Annotated in this window: 17 protein-coding genes, 1 tRNA gene and 1 pseudogene; 12 read left to right on the top strand and 7 right to left on the bottom strand. The window is 63.9% G+C overall.

Annotated elements, in window-relative coordinates:
• Positions 1-256 (top strand): helix-turn-helix domain-containing protein (locus EZH22_RS31480; RefSeq protein WP_231711646.1); only part of this gene is annotated, 256 nt, incomplete at its 5' end.
• Complete coding sequence (locus EZH22_RS32745) at positions 253-537, top strand: WGR domain-containing protein (protein WP_203197170.1); 285 nt, start codon at positions 253-255, stop codon at positions 535-537. The genes EZH22_RS31480 and EZH22_RS32745, both read left to right, overlap by 4 nt.
• Before the next feature lie 296 nt (positions 538-833).
• On the opposite strand, the gene EZH22_RS31470 is transcribed toward EZH22_RS32745, so the two are convergent.
• The 3 genes from EZH22_RS31470 to EZH22_RS31460 form a co-directional block, all read right to left on the bottom strand.
• Entirely contained in the window at positions 834-1,142 is a 309-nt protein-coding gene (locus EZH22_RS31470; RefSeq protein ID WP_203197159.1) for a type II toxin-antitoxin system RelE/ParE family toxin, read from the bottom strand.
• A complete protein-coding gene (locus tag EZH22_RS31465; RefSeq protein ID WP_203197158.1) occupies positions 1,132-1,407 on the bottom strand; it encodes a ribbon-helix-helix domain-containing protein in 276 nt (91 codons plus the stop codon). Before EZH22_RS31465 ends, EZH22_RS31470 begins: the two co-directional genes overlap by 11 nt.
• A gap of 148 nt (positions 1,408-1,555) precedes the next feature.
• Positions 1,556-1,924, bottom strand: a complete 369-nt coding sequence (locus tag EZH22_RS31460) for a hypothetical protein (RefSeq protein WP_203197169.1) — start codon at positions 1,922-1,924, stop codon at positions 1,556-1,558.
• A gap of 788 nt (positions 1,925-2,712) precedes the next feature.
• Here EZH22_RS31460 and EZH22_RS31455 point away from each other — a divergent pair.
• From EZH22_RS31455 to EZH22_RS31435, 5 genes are all read left to right on the top strand, one after another.
• Entirely contained in the window at positions 2,713-3,354 is a 642-nt protein-coding gene (locus tag EZH22_RS31455) for a ParA family protein (protein ID WP_203197156.1), read from the top strand.
• 163 nt (positions 3,355-3,517) lie between these two features.
• Positions 3,518-3,688, top strand: coding sequence for a hypothetical protein (locus EZH22_RS31450; protein ID WP_203197155.1), 171 nt, complete (start codon positions 3,518-3,520; stop codon positions 3,686-3,688).
• 440 nt (positions 3,689-4,128) lie between these two features.
• Complete coding sequence (locus EZH22_RS32310; RefSeq protein WP_231711645.1) at positions 4,129-5,310, top strand: replication protein RepA; 1,182 nt, start codon at positions 4,129-4,131, stop codon at positions 5,308-5,310.
• 734 nt (positions 5,311-6,044) lie between these two features.
• The gene (locus EZH22_RS31440; RefSeq protein WP_203197153.1) at positions 6,045-6,260 is read left to right on the top strand and encodes a hypothetical protein; all 216 of its coding nucleotides are present in this window, start codon (positions 6,045-6,047) and stop codon (positions 6,258-6,260) included.
• A gap of 46 nt (positions 6,261-6,306) precedes the next feature.
• On the top strand, positions 6,307-6,915 hold the full coding sequence (locus EZH22_RS31435) for a DNA methyltransferase (protein WP_269902926.1): 609 nt from the start codon (positions 6,307-6,309) through the stop codon (positions 6,913-6,915).
• Between the two features lie 171 nt (positions 6,916-7,086).
• Here the strand turns inward: EZH22_RS31435 and EZH22_RS31430 are convergent, their stop codons facing one another.
• Together EZH22_RS31430 and EZH22_RS31425 are read right to left on the bottom strand one after the other, a co-directional pair.
• Entirely contained in the window at positions 7,087-9,261 is a 2,175-nt protein-coding gene (locus EZH22_RS31430; RefSeq protein WP_203197168.1) for a type IV secretory system conjugative DNA transfer family protein, read from the bottom strand.
• Between the two features lie 17 nt (positions 9,262-9,278).
• Positions 9,279-9,491 (bottom strand): hypothetical protein, encoded by a 213-nt coding sequence (locus EZH22_RS31425; RefSeq protein ID WP_203197150.1) that lies wholly within the window; start codon positions 9,489-9,491, stop codon positions 9,279-9,281.
• Positions 9,492-9,914: 423 nt separating this feature from the next.
• On the opposite strand from EZH22_RS31425, the gene EZH22_RS31420 reads away from it, so the two are divergent.
• Complete coding sequence (locus tag EZH22_RS31420) at positions 9,915-11,612, top strand: MobA/MobL family protein (RefSeq protein ID WP_203197167.1); 1,698 nt, start codon at positions 9,915-9,917, stop codon at positions 11,610-11,612.
• Between the two features lie 20 nt (positions 11,613-11,632).
• Here the strand turns inward: EZH22_RS31420 and EZH22_RS31415 are convergent, their stop codons facing one another.
• A complete protein-coding gene (locus EZH22_RS31415) occupies positions 11,633-11,944 on the bottom strand; it encodes a hypothetical protein (protein ID WP_203197166.1) in 312 nt (103 codons plus the stop codon).
• A pseudogene (locus EZH22_RS31410) lies at positions 11,941-12,833 on the bottom strand (phage integrase N-terminal domain-containing protein). The gene EZH22_RS31415 and the pseudogene EZH22_RS31410 overlap by 4 nt, the downstream one beginning before the upstream one ends.
• A gap of 1,478 nt (positions 12,834-14,311) precedes the next feature.
• On the opposite strand from EZH22_RS31410, the gene EZH22_RS31405 reads away from it, so the two are divergent.
• The 4 genes from EZH22_RS31405 to EZH22_RS31390 all read left to right on the top strand — a co-directional run bounded on the left by EZH22_RS31405 (position 14,312) and on the right by EZH22_RS31390 (position 16,220).
• Positions 14,312-14,797, top strand: a complete 486-nt coding sequence (locus EZH22_RS31405) for a helix-turn-helix domain-containing protein (RefSeq protein WP_203197165.1) — start codon at positions 14,312-14,314, stop codon at positions 14,795-14,797.
• A gap of 10 nt (positions 14,798-14,807) precedes the next feature.
• Positions 14,808-14,913: transfer RNA gene (locus tag EZH22_RS31400), tRNA-OTHER, on the top strand.
• Positions 14,914-15,193: 280 nt separating this feature from the next.
• Positions 15,194-15,670 carry a hypothetical protein gene (locus EZH22_RS31395; RefSeq protein ID WP_203197164.1) on the top strand — a complete coding sequence of 159 codons (477 nt, stop codon included), beginning with the start codon at positions 15,194-15,196 and terminating at the stop codon, positions 15,668-15,670.
• A gap of 145 nt (positions 15,671-15,815) precedes the next feature.
• Positions 15,816-16,220 carry a hypothetical protein gene (locus tag EZH22_RS31390; protein WP_203197163.1) on the top strand — a complete coding sequence of 135 codons (405 nt, stop codon included), beginning with the start codon at positions 15,816-15,818 and terminating at the stop codon, positions 16,218-16,220.
• Positions 16,221-16,230 lie beyond the last annotated feature (10 nt).

Raw genomic sequence — 16,230 nt, 5'->3', positions numbered from 1 at the left:
CCAGCACCGGCCGCCTGATGCTCGCCGTCCTCGGCGACTCGCCGACGTGGAACGGGACCTGATCCGCACCCGGACGGCGGAGGGCCGCGCCCGTGCCAAGGAACGCGGTCAGGTGATGGGCCGCCGATCGGCTCTGAGCCCCCAGCAGAAGCAGGAGGTGCGTGAGCGCCTGGCGGACGGCGCCCAGCTCGCGGACCTGGCGCGCATCTTCAACGTCAGCCGCTCCACCATCTCCAGGCTGAGGCCCCGCCCATGAGCACCGTGCAGCTGCGCAGGATTGATCCCAGCCGCAACATGGCCAGGTTCTACATGCTCACCGTGCAGCCCAGCCTGTTCGGTGAATGGTGCCTGGTGCGCGAGTGGGGCCGGATCGGCTCCCCCGGCCGGGTGGCCTCCACGCCGTTCCCCTCCCTGCCCTGGCCGAGGCGGCCCTGGACAAGTGCCAGCGCCAGAAGGTCCGCAAGGGATACGCCCAGCCCATCTAAGTATCTAGAAACAAAAAGGGCACCAGCCGGAGCTGGTGCCCTTCCTGTCTAAAACAGTCGAGCCAGAAGAGCTAACGAAGCAAAGCCCGGGATATAAAATCCCAGCTTGAGTCGATAGCACTTGCTATGCCCCGACTGCCTGGCTTCGAGACAAAAGACTGCGAACATTCGCAACCCTTTCTCTCTATGCGCGAGGCCCTTGGGGTAGCCGCCTTCACGCAACAGGCCAGCAGATGAGAGGTTTTTTACCGTTTAAGCCTAGGGGTGACCTCTCAAACACGCTGCGGCTATTTCGTAACCCGCTCTAGGTAGGAAGTGGCGGAGCGACTTCAAGCCCCGCCTGGCGCTTTACAGATCGTCGCTGAGCGCGCCTTCCATGAAGCGGCCGCCGTAGAACACGCCCAGGATCTCCACCACCTTCCCCGTGATCCGGTAGGCAATCGATACCCGACGCCGGAATGAGAGCACGCGCACACCAGGTCCAACCTCCGGCCGGAGGGGTGCCCGCTCCGGCATCTCCGCCAAGCGCGCGCATTGCTCCTCGATCTTCAGAACATATCCAAGGGCCACGTCCGCGCCGCCGCGCTCGCTGATATAGGTGTAAAGCTGATCAAGCGCCTCGGCCGCCCGGGGGCGAAATACGACCTTAAACGCCACGCCCGGCCGCTTTCGCTTCCTCCTGGTGGCGCCGCTTCAGCCGCGCAAACACATCCTCCGACGGGACGCTTGGCCGCGTATCATCGAGGGCTTTGCGGACTTCCTCCCGCATGTACGCATCCAGCGCCGCCTGTTCCCGCTCCAGAGCCCGCACCCCGGCGCGCAGGACCTCGCTCGTGGACGCATAGCGCCCGGACACCCGCAGGGCATCGACCCGCTCCGCCATGTCGCCCAGCGTGACCGTCACCGGTTTACTCGTTCTCATGTTCGCACCCTTTCTTTCCTCCCTTATAGCACACGATATTACACTGTCATACTGACAATACGTATTTTCACTGTGAAATACAAAGGGCGTGGCATTCGAATAGCGGTCGAGGGGGAGGAGGGGCGCCCTTCCCCTCCCCCGATTTACCTCACCACTCGATCTTGAGATCGAGCTTCACAGCGGACAGCTGCACGCCCGCGATCTGCGCCACGCGCTCGCGCGCCCACGAGATCACATCTGAAATGGTGGTAAGGGTCGGCGCGGCAGTCTCAGCTGCGGCCTCTTCGGCCTCGGCTTCGCTCTCCTCGCCAGCGGTTCCGGCCGCCAAGTCGGCCAACGGGTAGATCGCGATGGGCTTGTAGTGCTCAATGATGCCCGAACCCACACTGAATACCGGGCGCTCATCGCGGTCCAACGAGACCCACATGCCGAAATTGTCCTGGACCTTCAGCCCCTCCTTGATCCGGGCCGCATAGGACCCATTGAAGCGCTTTCGCACGTCGTCAGCGGGGAACATGTAAACCTGCACATTCTGAGGGTTCTCCGGGCATCCACCGTGGCCACCAGAACCGTGTCCACCTCGTCCAGGGTCTTCCACTTGGTGCCGCCCGCCAACGGGGGGAAGGCAACCCAGCGATCCCGCGTGGTGCGGATGGACGTGACCTTGGTCTTACCCCCCTTGGTCAGCTGCCAGATATTGGACAGCCCACGGCCCGGAAGGCGTTCCAAGGCGTAGCCCTGCGCTGCCGCAGCCTTCTTGGCAGCTTCCACCAGCATCTTCCACGTAATCGTTACATTCTGTTCGCTCGACAAATTGGCCATGTTTAGCTCCATCTGAAACCGCGTCGGATACCATATCCGCGCCGGTGATTTAGTGTGTAGCTTTTTGGCTTGGCCACGTCAATTGGTTTTCGAATCATATGCGAAACTAATTCAAACGGTGCCTCCGGCCTTCGGCCGCCGGGCTGTCGTGAACCGAGCCCGCAAACGGTCTCGGCCCTGCGGGCGTCCATCCCTGATGCAGCACCTTCCGGCCGCAGACGCGGCCGAGAGGGAGGACGGGGCGCCGCCCCATCCCTCCCCCGCAAGGGGCAAGCCCTTGCCCCCCACCCTTCCCCGCGTTCGCCACGTGGCAGGGGTTCAGGCAGGCTGAACCCCTGACCCAATGAAAACAGAGACATAGGCCACACGCAGCGTCATTATGCTTTTATGCTATAATATCTTTATGCTGTAGCATAATGATGCTCTTATATCTTGAGATGTTATGCTGTAGCGTCACAGCGTCTTTATGCTATTATGCTGCACATGAAGATCATCACCCTCACCACCCAGAAGGGCGGGACCGGCAAGACCACCCTTGCCACCTCCCTTGCCGTTGCCGCCATGGAAGCCGGTGAGACCGTCGCCGCCTTCGACCTCGACCCCCAAGGCTCGCTGGCACGCTGGGGGGAGCTGCGAACCGCTGAAACCCCGATTGTTGAGACGTTCCCGGCAAAGAACGTCGCTCAGCTGCCCGACATGGTGCGCGGCCTGGCCAACAAGGGCTTTAGCCTGGTCATCATCGACACGCCCGGCGCCGACAACACCGCCACCCACAAGGCCATGGAAGCCGCCAGCTGGTGCCTGGTCCCCATCCGGCCGACCCGCCTCGATGCCATGGCCGTGCAGCAGACTGTCCGGGCGCTGATGCGTGGTGACAAGCCCTTTGCCTTCGTGCTCAACCAGTGCCCCAGCTCCGGCCGCAGCTCACGCGCCGCCGACATGGCCGCCGGGCTTTCGGCCCTCGGCTTCCTGGCCGAACCGCCCATTTGCTCCCGCACCGACTATCAAGACGCTTTCGCGGCCGGGCAGGGAGTGACCGAGTTTGCCCCCAAGGGACGCGCCGCCGAGGAAGTCCGCGCCCTGTGGGCCTGGATCAATCGCCAAGCCCCGGAGGTGACCCAATGAGCCGCAGACCTTCCATTTTCGACGCATCAGACTTTGCAACGGTGCCCCAAAAGGCCCCCGCCGCCCAAAAGGCGAAGCCCGCACCCGCGCCAGCCCCGATGCTTCCCGCCGCCGAGGACGCCCGCGTGGTGGAATCCGCCGCCCCCGCAAAAGGGAGGGGGACATGTTCCGCACCAGCCTCTACCTCTCGCACGCCGTGCATGACGTGCTGCGCGAGATCGCCCATGTGGAGCGCAAGAAGGTCCACGACCTTCTGCGCGAGGGCATCGACCACGTGCTGACATCCCGCCTTCACCCGTCCATCGACGAGATCACCCGCAAGGGTAAGGCATAATTATGCTTTTATGCTATAGCATAAATATGCTGTCGTGCCGGTTCCTTGGGCACAATCCAGCCGCGAACCCTTCCGCCGTCTTGTCGCACGGCATAGCATGATGTGATGCGGCACCCGGACGAGCACCTGATTCGCGACGAGGACCTGCGCGCCAAACTCGAAGAGGCGCGCGGGAAATTCTTGTTCGAGCAGCAGGTGGGCATCCTGGTCACCACCCAGCGCCGCCGCGACGACGAGCGCCAGGCGGAGGAAGCCAAGGCCCAGGCCCTCGCGGTCATGCCCGCGAACGGCGTCGCCGCGCCATCATCCGGGAAGTCATCGAGAACACCCAGCCCACTCCGGCCGACCTGCGCCACATCCACAGTGTCATCGCCGTCTGCGGCATGCCCTATGACCGCCCACCGCCGGAGGTGCGCCGCTTCGAGAAGCAGCAGGGCAACATGAGCCTCCTCATCCAGGCCGGTGAACTCACCGGCAAGGATCAGCAATGGGTGCAGCAGCCGCTGCCCTTCGGTCCGAAGGCCCGGCTCATCATGATCTACCTATGCTCCGAAGCCATCCGGCAGAAAAACCCCACCATCGAGATCGCCGACAGCCTTTCCGGCTTCATCCGGGACATGGGCTTTCCGGTCACCGGCGGGAAGAAGGGGACCCTCCAGGCATTCAAGGAACAGCTGAACGCCCTCGCGGCCTGTGACATGAAGATCGGCGTATGGGACGGGGCAGGGCAGACCGCCCGCACCCGGCGCATCACGCCCTTCGATTCCATCGACGTGTGGCTGCCGCCCAACATCAACCCGGACCAGAAGATGTTCTGGCCGGACACGGTGACGTTCAACGACGCCTTCTATAAATCGCTCGACCGGCACGCCTTACCGGTCAGCGCCCACGTCATCCGGACGTTCGCCGGATCGGCCCGCAAGCTCGACCTCTACACCTGGATGGGCTACCGTCTCCACAACATCGACACCACGTTGCGCGTCAGCTGGAAGGCCCTTGCGGAACAGTTCGGGGGTCCTTCGCCAGGCCGCGCGCCTTCCGCGCGCAGTTCGCCCAGGATCTGGCTCACCTCAAGGAGGTGCTCCCCAAGATCCCCGTCAAGGTCACCGAAGACGGCTTGGTCATGGAGCCCGCCGATCCCCACGTGCTCGCGCTTCCAGCTCCCCGAGCTGCAAGAAAATCCTGATTCGTCAAGCTGTTGTATACGCAGACTTGGTGGCGCCTGCGCACCGCCGTGGCTCCCGTGCGCCGCGCCGAACCTCATTTCCCAACCTCTCGCGCTTCCCGGGGCCAGGTTACGCAGACTTGGTGGCGCCCTTACCCACCTCGGCGAGGGTCGGAAGCACGCAGACTTACTGGCGCCTCCGAGCCGTCGCCGAAGCTCCGGAATACGCAGACTTGGTGGCGCCTCCCGAGCCGGAATCCGGCACGCAGACTTGGTGGCGCCCGCCTGTTTTTTGGCATCTTTGTTTTCAACGGCTTACGCTATGCACTACGCAGACTTGGTGGCGCACCTACGCAGACTTGGTGGCGCCCACCCCGATTTGCCACGCAGACTTGGTGGCGCATTCCACGCAGACTTGGTGGCGCATTCCACGCAGACTTGGTGGCGCCATATATAGATACAGAACATAACAGAACATCTCAGAACACTTTTTTACCGAACATCATCAGAATCTCAGAACAAGCCGATGAATCGAATTTGGTGGTTTTTGGTCGCTCGACTCCCCGTTCAGGAGTAACTTCCCAGCATCCCGCAGCCCGGCCATCGTCGCGAAAGGTCGGAAGCCTGATCGGTCATGCGATCTGCTTTGTCTGGAAGGGGGCGCAAAGCCGGTCAGGCGGCCTTCTGCGGGCGTTTAACCTCTCGGACGATAAATCCTCCACCAGCATCCCCCAAAGCGCTCCCAGCGGCTTCCCACGCCTTTCAGCCCGACAGGCAGGAGCGAGCTGCCCCGCTACGCGGGAGCTGATCCATGGCGGCCGAACGCCGCCCGCAGCCATCCAGACGAAAGCGCCTCCCCACCCGTTGGCCCCCCGCGCCGCGAGAGGGCAGGGGGCTTTGATGCCGTCCAGGACGAAGGCGGTTGCGCCCGGGACCCCGCCCGTTGGCCGTGAGATCGATTTTCTTGGCGTTCCGGAGACCCGCTCCCTTGGCGCGGCCCCGCACGCGGCCAGGACGTTCGGGAGATGCGGCGCGCGCCGCCGCCGGTCAATCGGCCGCCCGCTCCATTCGCTGCGCTCCCGTGTTGCCGGTGACCGTCGGACGACCCCTTGGGCCTCGGCTGCCCGCCGCTTGGAACTCCCGACCGGCCGCGAAGGGCGTGGCCGGAAAAACCAAAGGGAGATCCCCACCATGAAACGCAACCAAGCAACCCCTCCCAGCCACGATGTCTACGTGGTCGAGGGTGAGGGCGAAACCGCCTACTGGACCCGCATCGGCGCTGCCTGGTCCCACGAAAAGGGCGACGGCTTCAACGTCAGGCTCAGCTGCATCCCCGTGGACGGCCGCCTGGTCATCCGCAAGCGCAAGCCCAGGGACCAGACCGACACCCGGGAGGCGGGGCAATGATCGCCCCGCCTCCCCCTCCGGGGGCGCCGTCCGGCACGGCGATTGCGTGCGGCTCATGCGCCGGATGCCCGCGGCCAGCGTGGACTTCATCCTGACCGATCCGCCCTACCTGTGCCGCTACCGGGACCGCAGCGGCCGGACCGTCCGCAACGACGACAACGCCCGCTGGCTGGCTCCCGCGTTCGCCGAGATGCACCGGCTCCTGAAACCCGACAGCCTGTGCGTCAGCTTCTACGGCTGGCACCAGGTGGACACGTTCATGGCCGCCTGGCGCGCCACCGGGTTCCGGCCGGTCGGGCACCTGGTGTTCCGCAAGGGCTATGCTTCCTCGGTCCGCTACCTGCGGCACGAGCACGAGCAAGCCTATCTGCTGGCCAAGGGCGCCCCCGATCTGTCCGGCGCCGCCATCGGCGACGTGCGCGAGTGGGTCTATACCGGCAACCGCCATCACCCCACGGAAAAGCCCGTGGAGGTCCTGCAACCGCTCATCGAGGCGCTGTGCCCCGCCGGGGGCCTGGTCCTGGATCCGTTCTGCGGCTCGGGCTCGACCTTGGTGGCGGCCCGCCGGTGCGGACGCGCGTTCACCGGCATGGAGCTGGACTACCGGCACTACCGCACGGCGCGGCAACGGGTGGCAGCCCTGCAAGGAAGCTGAAGCCGCCCCGGGCGGCGGGGGACCCCCGGGGCGGCTCCCAACCCTGACGGTCATCGCCTTCCCAGGCTGCACCGCACCGGAATCCTAACGGAAGTCCCCCAACCCTGTCCAAATATCCTCGGGAGTGCGGGGGCGGACAGCCACCGCCTCGGGGCGTTTGCGGCCGGACTTTTAGTTTTGTACCCCCGCCTGAGACCGGCTCGTGGGGAGTATTGTGAGCAACACTCCATCCTTCTCCGCCTGGCCCAGGGGCCAGCCGATGCGGCCGGAGCACACCAGATCATCCTGCGGCATCACCTTGGTCAAGCGAGCAGGGTGATTCTTGGCAATGAAGGCAATAATCTTATCCGCATACTCTGGACCGCTCAGTTGCCATGGCTCAACGAGCGCCTTCCGACGTCCGTCAAGAAGCCCTTCGCGTTCATTGAGAAGTCGGGAGAGCCGCTGCGCGTCTTCCTCGTCCGGATTCATGTAGCAGCGCACCATGCAATTGCCGATCATGCCATCGGCATTTTTGTAGCGCTCGCGGAACTGGCCGATATTTTGGGCCAGAAGCCAGACTCGCAGGCCGTAGCCCCGACCGATGTCGATCATGGATTCCAGGATGTCCATGCGGCCGAGGCGGGGCGCCTCGTCAATGAAGAAGGTGACGACCGGCGCTTCACGGTCAGGGCCTCCGAACATGAGATCGCGCATGGAGAGGCCGATGAGAGGCCGCAGCACGGTCGCATAGCGTTCCAGATCTTCGTCCCGAACGCACAGGTAAAGCGTGGCGCCGGTGCGCAGGCCCAGGGTATTGATGGAGCTGGTGTGGCTGATGGCTTTGATCGCCGGGGAAATCCACACCCGCAGCTGTGTGCGCGCATTCTCGAACACGCCTTCCCGCTGGTTCTGCGGCATGTCGCGGAACGCTTTAGCTTCTAAACGCAGCTGTTCTACCCCGGTTTCCGCCAAGGCGGCCGCCCATTTCTGGCGGTCCTCGTCCTCGGAGATGGCGTACAGCTGGTTGAGTACGTGGCTCATATTGCGCTGTTCTGGCGGAGCGGCGATTGCGGTGTAAGACAATGCCGTGGTCACCAGGGAAAGGCCTCGCTGCTCCCAATAAGGGTCTTTTGCCTCCTTGGTCTTGACCACCAGAAGATCGGCCAGGCGCTCGGCGTCGTCCCAAGCATATATCGGATCGCCGCGCACCCAATCCAGGGGATTGAACGTGGCGGAGATCTCTGGCCGATCCGGAGCGAAACATTGCACCGGCCCGACTTCCGCATGACGCCAGCCGCCCGTCATGTCGAAAAGTTCGCCCTTCAGGTCAACCACCACGGCACCGCCCCGGTAATGCAGCAGGTTCCTTGCGACCTGGGTTTGCGATTTGCCCGAGCCAGGCATGCCGATGGTGGTGAGGCTTTGCGGCAAGTCGTACAGGAGATCGCCGCCGTCTTCGAAGGCGCCTAGCCGCAGCACGGTCCTGCTGTTCGTTCCTTGCGGCGCAAGGGAAGAGGCAGAGGAATCAGGCGCTAGCCAACGGGCTCCGGCGAACAAATAGCGCTCGAGCACGGCTCGATCCCCTTCGCCGACCCGCCCCGGCTGGGCCAAAACCGCGCGCAAGCGCGCCTGTAGGCGTTCCGCTGACGCAACGGTCTCGCCAAAATGCCCCAATAGCAGCTTTCCCAGGCGTTCACGCAGTGCCTCTAGTCGGTCCCCGCTACGGAAACCCGGCACATCGGAGCGCACGAGGCATTTGCCCTCATTCCACACGATGGGGGCGAAGATTTCCATGCGCTCGCGCGCGCTCACCTCGCCGAGGGCGTGCAGTATCTCGGTCAGGCGGAGTACCGCGCGTTCGTTGTCCTTGAAATCGGTCAGGGTGCGCGTCAGCACCGCATCTTCCAACGCCCCGGCCGCGATCTTACGCAGATAGGATTCCTGAGTGTCGCCGATCAGGCGATCCATCCCGTCATCTTTGTTATTGTAGATCTTCTTGAACGTCGCCAGCTCGTCGGCCATGGCGATGCCCATGCGTTCCAGCGAGACGCGCGAGATTAGCCCCGGCACCAGGTCCGCCACGCGGATCTCGATGGGGGTGAGGTCATTGGAATATTTTTTGTCGATGGCCGCAAGAATGTCGGGCCGTGAAAATCCAGCCCCCGCCGAAGCGGGGGGCTGGGAAGACAGGCTGTCCGCGCGCACGGCAGCGGTGCTGTGCACGTGTTCCCGGCGGCGGGCGGATTCGATGGTGCGGTTTGCCGAAAGCGATCCGATGATGCCGCCGAGACCGCCGACATAGAAATACAGTCCGAGGCCGAACAGCACGAGCATGAAGCCGATGATGACGGCAGCATCACCCATGACATTTCATCCGCTGATCAAAGACCGGCGTTCTTTTCGTCGCGGCGGTCTTTCACATAGCGGGCGACCGCAGCGCCGCCTTTGGCGGCTTGAACTGTCGTCTTTCCGAGGCCCGTCATGATCATGCCCCCCGCCATGATCAAGATCGGGATACCGAAAATGAACGGCGGGATAAACGAGACTATCGCGCCGACGACGATCAGGAAGCACCCCATAAGAAGCTTGAACATGCGCCCCTACCTCCCGTTGCAACCGGGCTAGCTAGATCGCCACCATTCCCCTGCGCAAGAAGCTTGTGCAAGTGCACGGTTCACGAATTGCAACTAAGTTGACGTGATGTCCCCCGGATGAGTGGCCGGCCTTGGCATTGGGCGCTGTGCGGAGATGTCCAACGGGGGTGCTAGTTGTCGTTCAGACTGGGGGCTTGCGGGCGACCGTGCGGGCATTTTATGGTGCCAACCAGAGGTAGAGCGCACTTATGGGTTTGCGTAGCAAACCCTGTGACCACTCGACGGGGAATGACGCTGGTGGCCATCTACAGCCTCCACCACAGCGCAGTCGGCAAATCTACTCAACGGCAGCCATATACCGCCGCCGCTCACGCCCGATATGTCACTCGTCCTGGTGCCATGAGCCGCCTGGAGGGGGCCAGGATGCCGGTTGCGCCCGCATCCGTCATCGACTGGTTGTGCCAGGCAGAAGACACGTCACGCGCGAATGCACGCATCATCGACAAGGTCACGCTTGCGCTTCCACGTGAGCTCAATGCTGCGCAACGAGTGCAGCTTGTGCGGTCCTTCGCCGAGGATGTGACAATGGGGAAAGCGCCCTGGCTGGCGGCCTATCACGATAAGGGCAAGGACGAGAGCAATCCCCATTGTCACCTGATCATCCGGGACCGTGATCCGGAGACGGGCAAGCGGGTAATGGGCATGAGCGAGCATGGCTCGACCCAGCGCCTGCGTCTCGCGTGGGAGCGCCACGCGAATGCCGCCCTTGAGCTCGCCGGGCGGCAAGAGCGCATCGACCATCGTACTCTGAAAGCCCAGGGCATCGACCGGGCACCTACCATTCACGAAGGCCCGAAGGCCCGAGCGATGGAGGGGCGTGGCGCCCGGCCGGTTTCGCGTGAGCGCGCCGCTCGCAATATGGCTAAGTGCCGGACCCGCACGCGGCGGATCAATTACCCCCAGATCGACGGGTCACGCTCCCGGCCCGGATACAATCGCATGGTAAGGGAGGGGGCTAGCGATTTTTGGGCTGCGGTCGACGCAGATCAGCAGCAGCGGGAGTTGGGAGCATTGCGCAGAATTCATCATCCTGAGCCGTCAATGGACAGTGGTGGTGTCGTTGTGCTCCAAACCCCGCAGAAGCAGGGAATAGGTGCTGGCTCGCATCTCCTCCCGATATCGGACACACTCAGCGTCCCAAGCGGCTCGTTTAGCGTCAATTTCCGCCCAACCGTCTTCCAGCCAACGTCGAATGGGGTTGCAGGACGGAAGGCGCAAGATGAAGCGGCCGATGGCTTCGCCCGAAGCATACAACCAACGGTCAATCCACTCTATCATGGTGTAGAAATAGGGCAGTTACTCTCTTTTGACAAGGAAAAATCGATGTCTATAGAAGATGATATTCTAAGAAGGCATAGATTCGAACTGGTAAATGCTCAAGTTAATGCCGATAAAGCGAAGTCTAGCTACGATCAATTGATGAAAAGATCTTTTTTAGATCCGATAGAAGCAGAAAGAAAAATGAACAATTTTTCAAAGCATAATAGTGACGATAAATTTTACAATTTATTACGTAATAACGAAAGAAAAAATGAATTTGGCAGACGTCCAGGAAGCCTTATGTCAAAGGATTTTTTCAAATCAGGAGCTTCTGAGAGGAGGAAGGACTCCTGGCTGGCGCGTAGAGATCTGCCTGATGCTGTTCGCGATCACCGAGAGGCGCAGAAGCGTTTAAATATCGCTAAGGCGGCCTATGACACTTCCTTAGATCGGCAACGAACCGCCGCAGCGGCGCCCTCAACAGAGCGCGCGCCTCATGTGGCGCGGGAACCTGCCGCACCTGCTCAATCTCCATCTATCCGGCCTCCGGAACCCCATCGCGCTCCGCACGTAGTGGCGCAGCCTCTGCCGCAGAAAGCGCCATCAGCGACACCGCCAACCCCGCAAGCCCAACGAGCGCCGCACATGGCGACGCAACCAAATCGGGCTCCTGGTATCCAAGCCACGCCTGCCGCGCCCGCGCCAATAACGTCAGGTTCCGCCCCAACTCCGGCCGTCACTCCCCAGCAGATGGCCGCAAAGACAGTTGTGCCTAAGAAGGACAAGGAGTTTCAGCCGTAGGTATGGTCACCGTACCGCTGCTAGGTCGTCCAGCTAATGGACAGCACATAGAAATGCGTCCCGGGGTGTGGTCCTGGTCGCGAGTCCCAGCTTGCCGAAAAGCCGAGGCGGGTCAGTCTTTCCATGGCCGTTCGGCCGGTCTCCGTGTCGCGGATGTTGATGGGCAAAGCGGGGGCCAGGTTCACGTGGTCAAACCCCTTGCCCGCCGCCTCCCGAATGGCGCCCTCCACCTTTTCCCATTCCAGCAGTTCGCGCGCGGCCTGTTCCCGGCCGTCCTGCGTGGATTGCCGCGCCCGTTCGAGCATGGCGGAGGATTTGCGGGGTGCGATCATGCCGCGCGCCCTTCCTTCGGCGCCCGGCGGCGGCCCAGGTAGGTGTCCACCACGGCAAGGCGGCCGTGGCCCAGCTCGCGGGAGATCGCCAGGCGCACCGCCCGGTCCCGGCGCTCCTGGTCGGCCGTCATGCGCTCGATGGTGGGGCCGCCCCGGGCCGGGCAATCCCAGCCGGTCAGGACCTTGTACCGCCATTGCGCATAACCGTGGCGCAGGCCGTGGGCCTGGCCCAGGCCCGCCGCCCGGGTCTGGTGCTTGTAGCGTTGCAGGTAGTCCCGATACGTCATGCCGACCGGCACCAGGGAGCCGTCGCCGGCGACGCGGCGCACCTCCTCCAGCAGCTCGCGCTGCCGGGGTGGGTCAGGGGGATTTCCCGATAGCGCCCGCCCTTGGTGGTGGACGGGACCAAAGCGAGATATCGCCCCCGGTCACTGACCTGCGGCCGGAACTTCAGAGCCTCCTCGCGGCGCAGGCCGAAGGCCGCTTCCAGCTGGAGCGCCAGCTTGATCCGCTCGTCTTTCACCTTGGCCAGGGTGGCCGCGTCCGCCTTGCGGGCCTTGCTGCCCTGGTACGGGGTGCGCTCGGCCAGGCCGAACCGCTCGTTCGTGGCGGGCACCAGGCCCGGCTTGTTGATCTGCTCCGCCCACCACCTGGCCCAGCCCAGCCGGTTGCGTATGGTGGCATCCGTCACGCCCTCGGCCTTCCAGTGGCCCACCAGGGCCTCAATATGCTTCGGCTTCAGGGAGGTGGCCGCCGGGAGCCGGAACCCCAGCTGCCGCAGCTCCCCCGCCATTGCCTGCAAGCCCCGGTGCCGGTTGGCGCGGGTCGCAAAGGACCCATCCGCCACCCGCTGAGTGAGGGCTTTGAGGGAAAAACTCAGGTCGTCCATTCATCATACAATCGTTGTGGTTAGTGTTCATGGCCTCCACCTGTCCCGCTCGCGGGTGCCAGGTGGCGCGTCCGAAGACGCCAAGGGCCGGGGTACTTGAGACCAGCTAAGTCCGTTTCGTCCGTTCCTTTTGCCTACAAGCCTTCCATGCTCTCAGCGGCGTGGCCGCGTCCTTTCAGCCGTTCGCTCGCTCGTCGTCATGTTCTTCATCGTTCGCACCCATGTGCTCTCCTGTGCCGTGCCCGTGGGCCGTGCGGTTCTGTCCAGGGGGTGGCGCCGCGCTCGCGGCCGCCGGTGTCGTGATGCTCGCGCATCGTCAGGGTTCCTTTCCAATGTTGCGCGGGCTGTTGCCCGCAGATGTCACCTGTCATCGATGACGCGGCCCGTGTGGCACGCGTCGGGCATTTATCCCGGCGCGGTCCTGCCCTGCCTGACGGGGGGCGCCTGGTCCGCTCGCTTGTGGCTGCTGCGTTGGGGTTCGGGCCGTCAGGCCCGGGCGGCGCGCGCCTGCAAGCCGCCCTGTCACTGTCAGCCCAACCGCCGCCAGTGACAGGGCTCTGTCGCGCCCGAGGTGCCCAGGCCACACCCCGGGAGGGCATGGCCTGGCCAGCGGGAGGGGTGCCCTCCCGCCCCTCCCCTGCCCGCTTAAGGGCTATAGCCCACCCAGCGGGCAGCGGGGCGCCTGCCGCCCCCGCAAGCCCCGGCATGGCCCGCTTAGGGCCTTACGGCCTCCCAGCAGGCCAACGGCCGCCCCGACTGGCGACCGTGGTCGGCTCCGGCTCACTACGGCGCCATGTGGGGGGCGCGCTCGCCTCGCCTTCCGGGAAGGGACCTCCGCTTGTCTATGTTCCGCTTTTGTTCTATCCCGTGCGGCCCATGGAGCGGCTTTGGCAATTCCCCTATGTCGTCGTCCGGGTGGACTGCCCCCTGTGCAAACGGCATGGCAGCTACCGCCTGGCCCGTCTCGCCCAGCTCCACGGCGCCGAAATCACCCTGGAGGAGCTGCTGGACGCCCTCGCCTACGGATGCCCCTGGAGGGATCCGCAGCGACGCCCGCCGCGCAAGTACCAGGCGAAATGCGGTGCGCGGTTCACTGACCTCCGGCCAGGAGCCCCACGCCCTCCCGACTTGCCGCCCGCCCTCGGCGCGCTCCGCGTCATTCCAGGTGGGAGGACCGGCACCGAATAGGACCCAGCCGGGCAAAATCGAGAAACCTGCGGCAGACCGGGTGAATCTTCGGCCACCCCCCGTAACGTCCTGTGAGTAGTAGCGACGCTTCGTCGTTGAGACGTGTCGTCCTATTTAACGATACGTCCTTCTTTGGGTGTCACGGCCGCCGCCCGGCCCCCCGGCCTAGAATTCGCCCACGGGCGCCTCTGGAGTCGCTAGCGGGCGAATAAACGTTCACCCCTACTTCCATTGATTCCAGACGTTTCCGCGCCGATATTCACCTCAGACGCCGACCACGAGGCACCGAGATGGATACCGCAGCCGCGACTAAAAAGACCGAGACCGAAACGCTCAAGACCAATGAAAAAAAGTGGTCCAAGACCCTGATGGATGCGGGATGGAACGTCATCCCGAACATCATCATCGAGAAGCAGGAAGCCCTGGGCCTCCGCCCCATCGACATGAACATTCTCATCCACCTGTCACATTACTGGTGGAGCAAGGAGGAACTGCCCCGGCCCACCGTCGCCACCATCGCCAAGGCCATCGGCGTCACCAAGCGCACCGTGCAAAAGCACATGCGCGCTCTCGAAGCGGCCAACCTCCTGCACCGTGAGGAGCGTCGCCACACCCAACACGGCAGCATCCCCAACAAATACAATTTCGATGGACTGATTAAGGCCGCCACACCCTTCGCCCAGGAGAAGATCGCCGAGCGCGAGAAGGCCAAGAAGGACAGGCAGGAGCGGGTGCAGCGCAAGCGGCCGCGCCTGGTTCACAGCAACGAGGGCTGATGACGAGTTTCGCGGCGTAGCTCAGCTGGAAAGAGCACCCTGTTGGCGACGTGGGAGAGCGATGGCCTCCTCTTCTACGGGCAGGGAGGGCGCGGGTTCAAGTCCCGCCGCCGCGCACCATTTTTCTGAGGACAGGGCAAGCGGGGGCCTTGCCGAATCGTTCTTGCTTCGTTCTTATAAGGTGGGGGGGACATACAGACTGGGAGTGCCGCCACGATCGCGGCATTAGTAGTATATATGCACCCGACTTCGACACCATCTGGTGGGTCCACACGTCGCCGCACGCATCACATCAAGCGGCGCTCCGCATCTAGCATCCACCACGCTCCCGCGCTCGCAGAGGCCCAGGGCACACCCCTGACCCATTTTGTGACCATCAACCTTTCCGAGGCTGGTGTGGCCCCGGAACAGGCCTCCGAGATTTTCGCCAAGCTGCGGGACGCCAAGTTCAGCCCCTGGATGCGGCGACCGCCGCGGAACAGCGGCCACACCAAGGCGCGCCCGACCTTCGCGTGGGTGCTGGAGAACGGCGGCAACGTGATCGCCGCGCACTGGCTGGTGCACCTGCCAGAAGGCAGGGTGACGGACTTCCGTGAGCGTCTTCCCTCCTGGCTGGGCGCGGTCACCGGCACCGCCGCCCAGGCCGTGGCGCCCGTGATCCATATGCGCCCCGCCTATCGGCCGAGGGGAGCCCGCAAGTACATGCTGAAGGGCATCGAGCCCGGCATTGCGCCGTTCTATGGCATCCGCCCCGAGGACCAGGGCGCCGTGGACGGCAAAAGGGCGGGCGTCAGCCAGAGCCTCGGCCCTACCGTCAAGCGACGCCTGCGGGAAGAAGGCCGCTATCCGTCAGGACGAAACCCCCGCCGATAGCACGGCGCCCGTCAGGCGTTGCCTTTCCCGCTTCCCATAGAGGGATATGAACAAGAAGCGGCAACGCCCCTCCCCGATCCGACCGGCTGACGCTGCCAAGGGCGCCGCGGCGGAATCCGCCTTCCGCGCCTGGCTGGACGCTTCCGTGCTCCCCCACATCTATGTGGAGCAATCGCCCATCAGCGTCCCGGTGCCGCTGCGCGGCCACATCAAGCGCCCGGACTACATCGTGGGCATCCCCCACGTGGGCATGGTGGCGTTCGACGTGAAGGCAAAGACCCTCTACCCCGAGGGCCTGGTGTTCGACCTGGACGAAATCCGCAAGCTGCGGGCCTTCGCCCGCATGTTCCGCGTCACCATCTATTTCGCGTGCCTGGACCCCGAGGGCGGCCACCTGGCCTATTGGGTGAGGCTCGACCAGCTGGACGGGGTGCCCCTCCAGCACATGGCCAGAAAGGCCGTTCTGGTCCTGCCGCTCGACCAGGCCCAGCCCGTGGACATGCGGGCCAGCTTCTACGACGCTTTTTTGGATGCCGTGTCGTTGGCTTAGGCCAGTTGCA

It is taken from the genome of Xanthobacter dioxanivorans (assembly GCF_016807805.1).
Taxonomy (GTDB): Bacteria; Pseudomonadota; Alphaproteobacteria; order Rhizobiales; family Xanthobacteraceae; genus Xanthobacter; species Xanthobacter dioxanivorans.
This window is presented reverse-complemented; position numbering and strand designations above follow the sequence as displayed.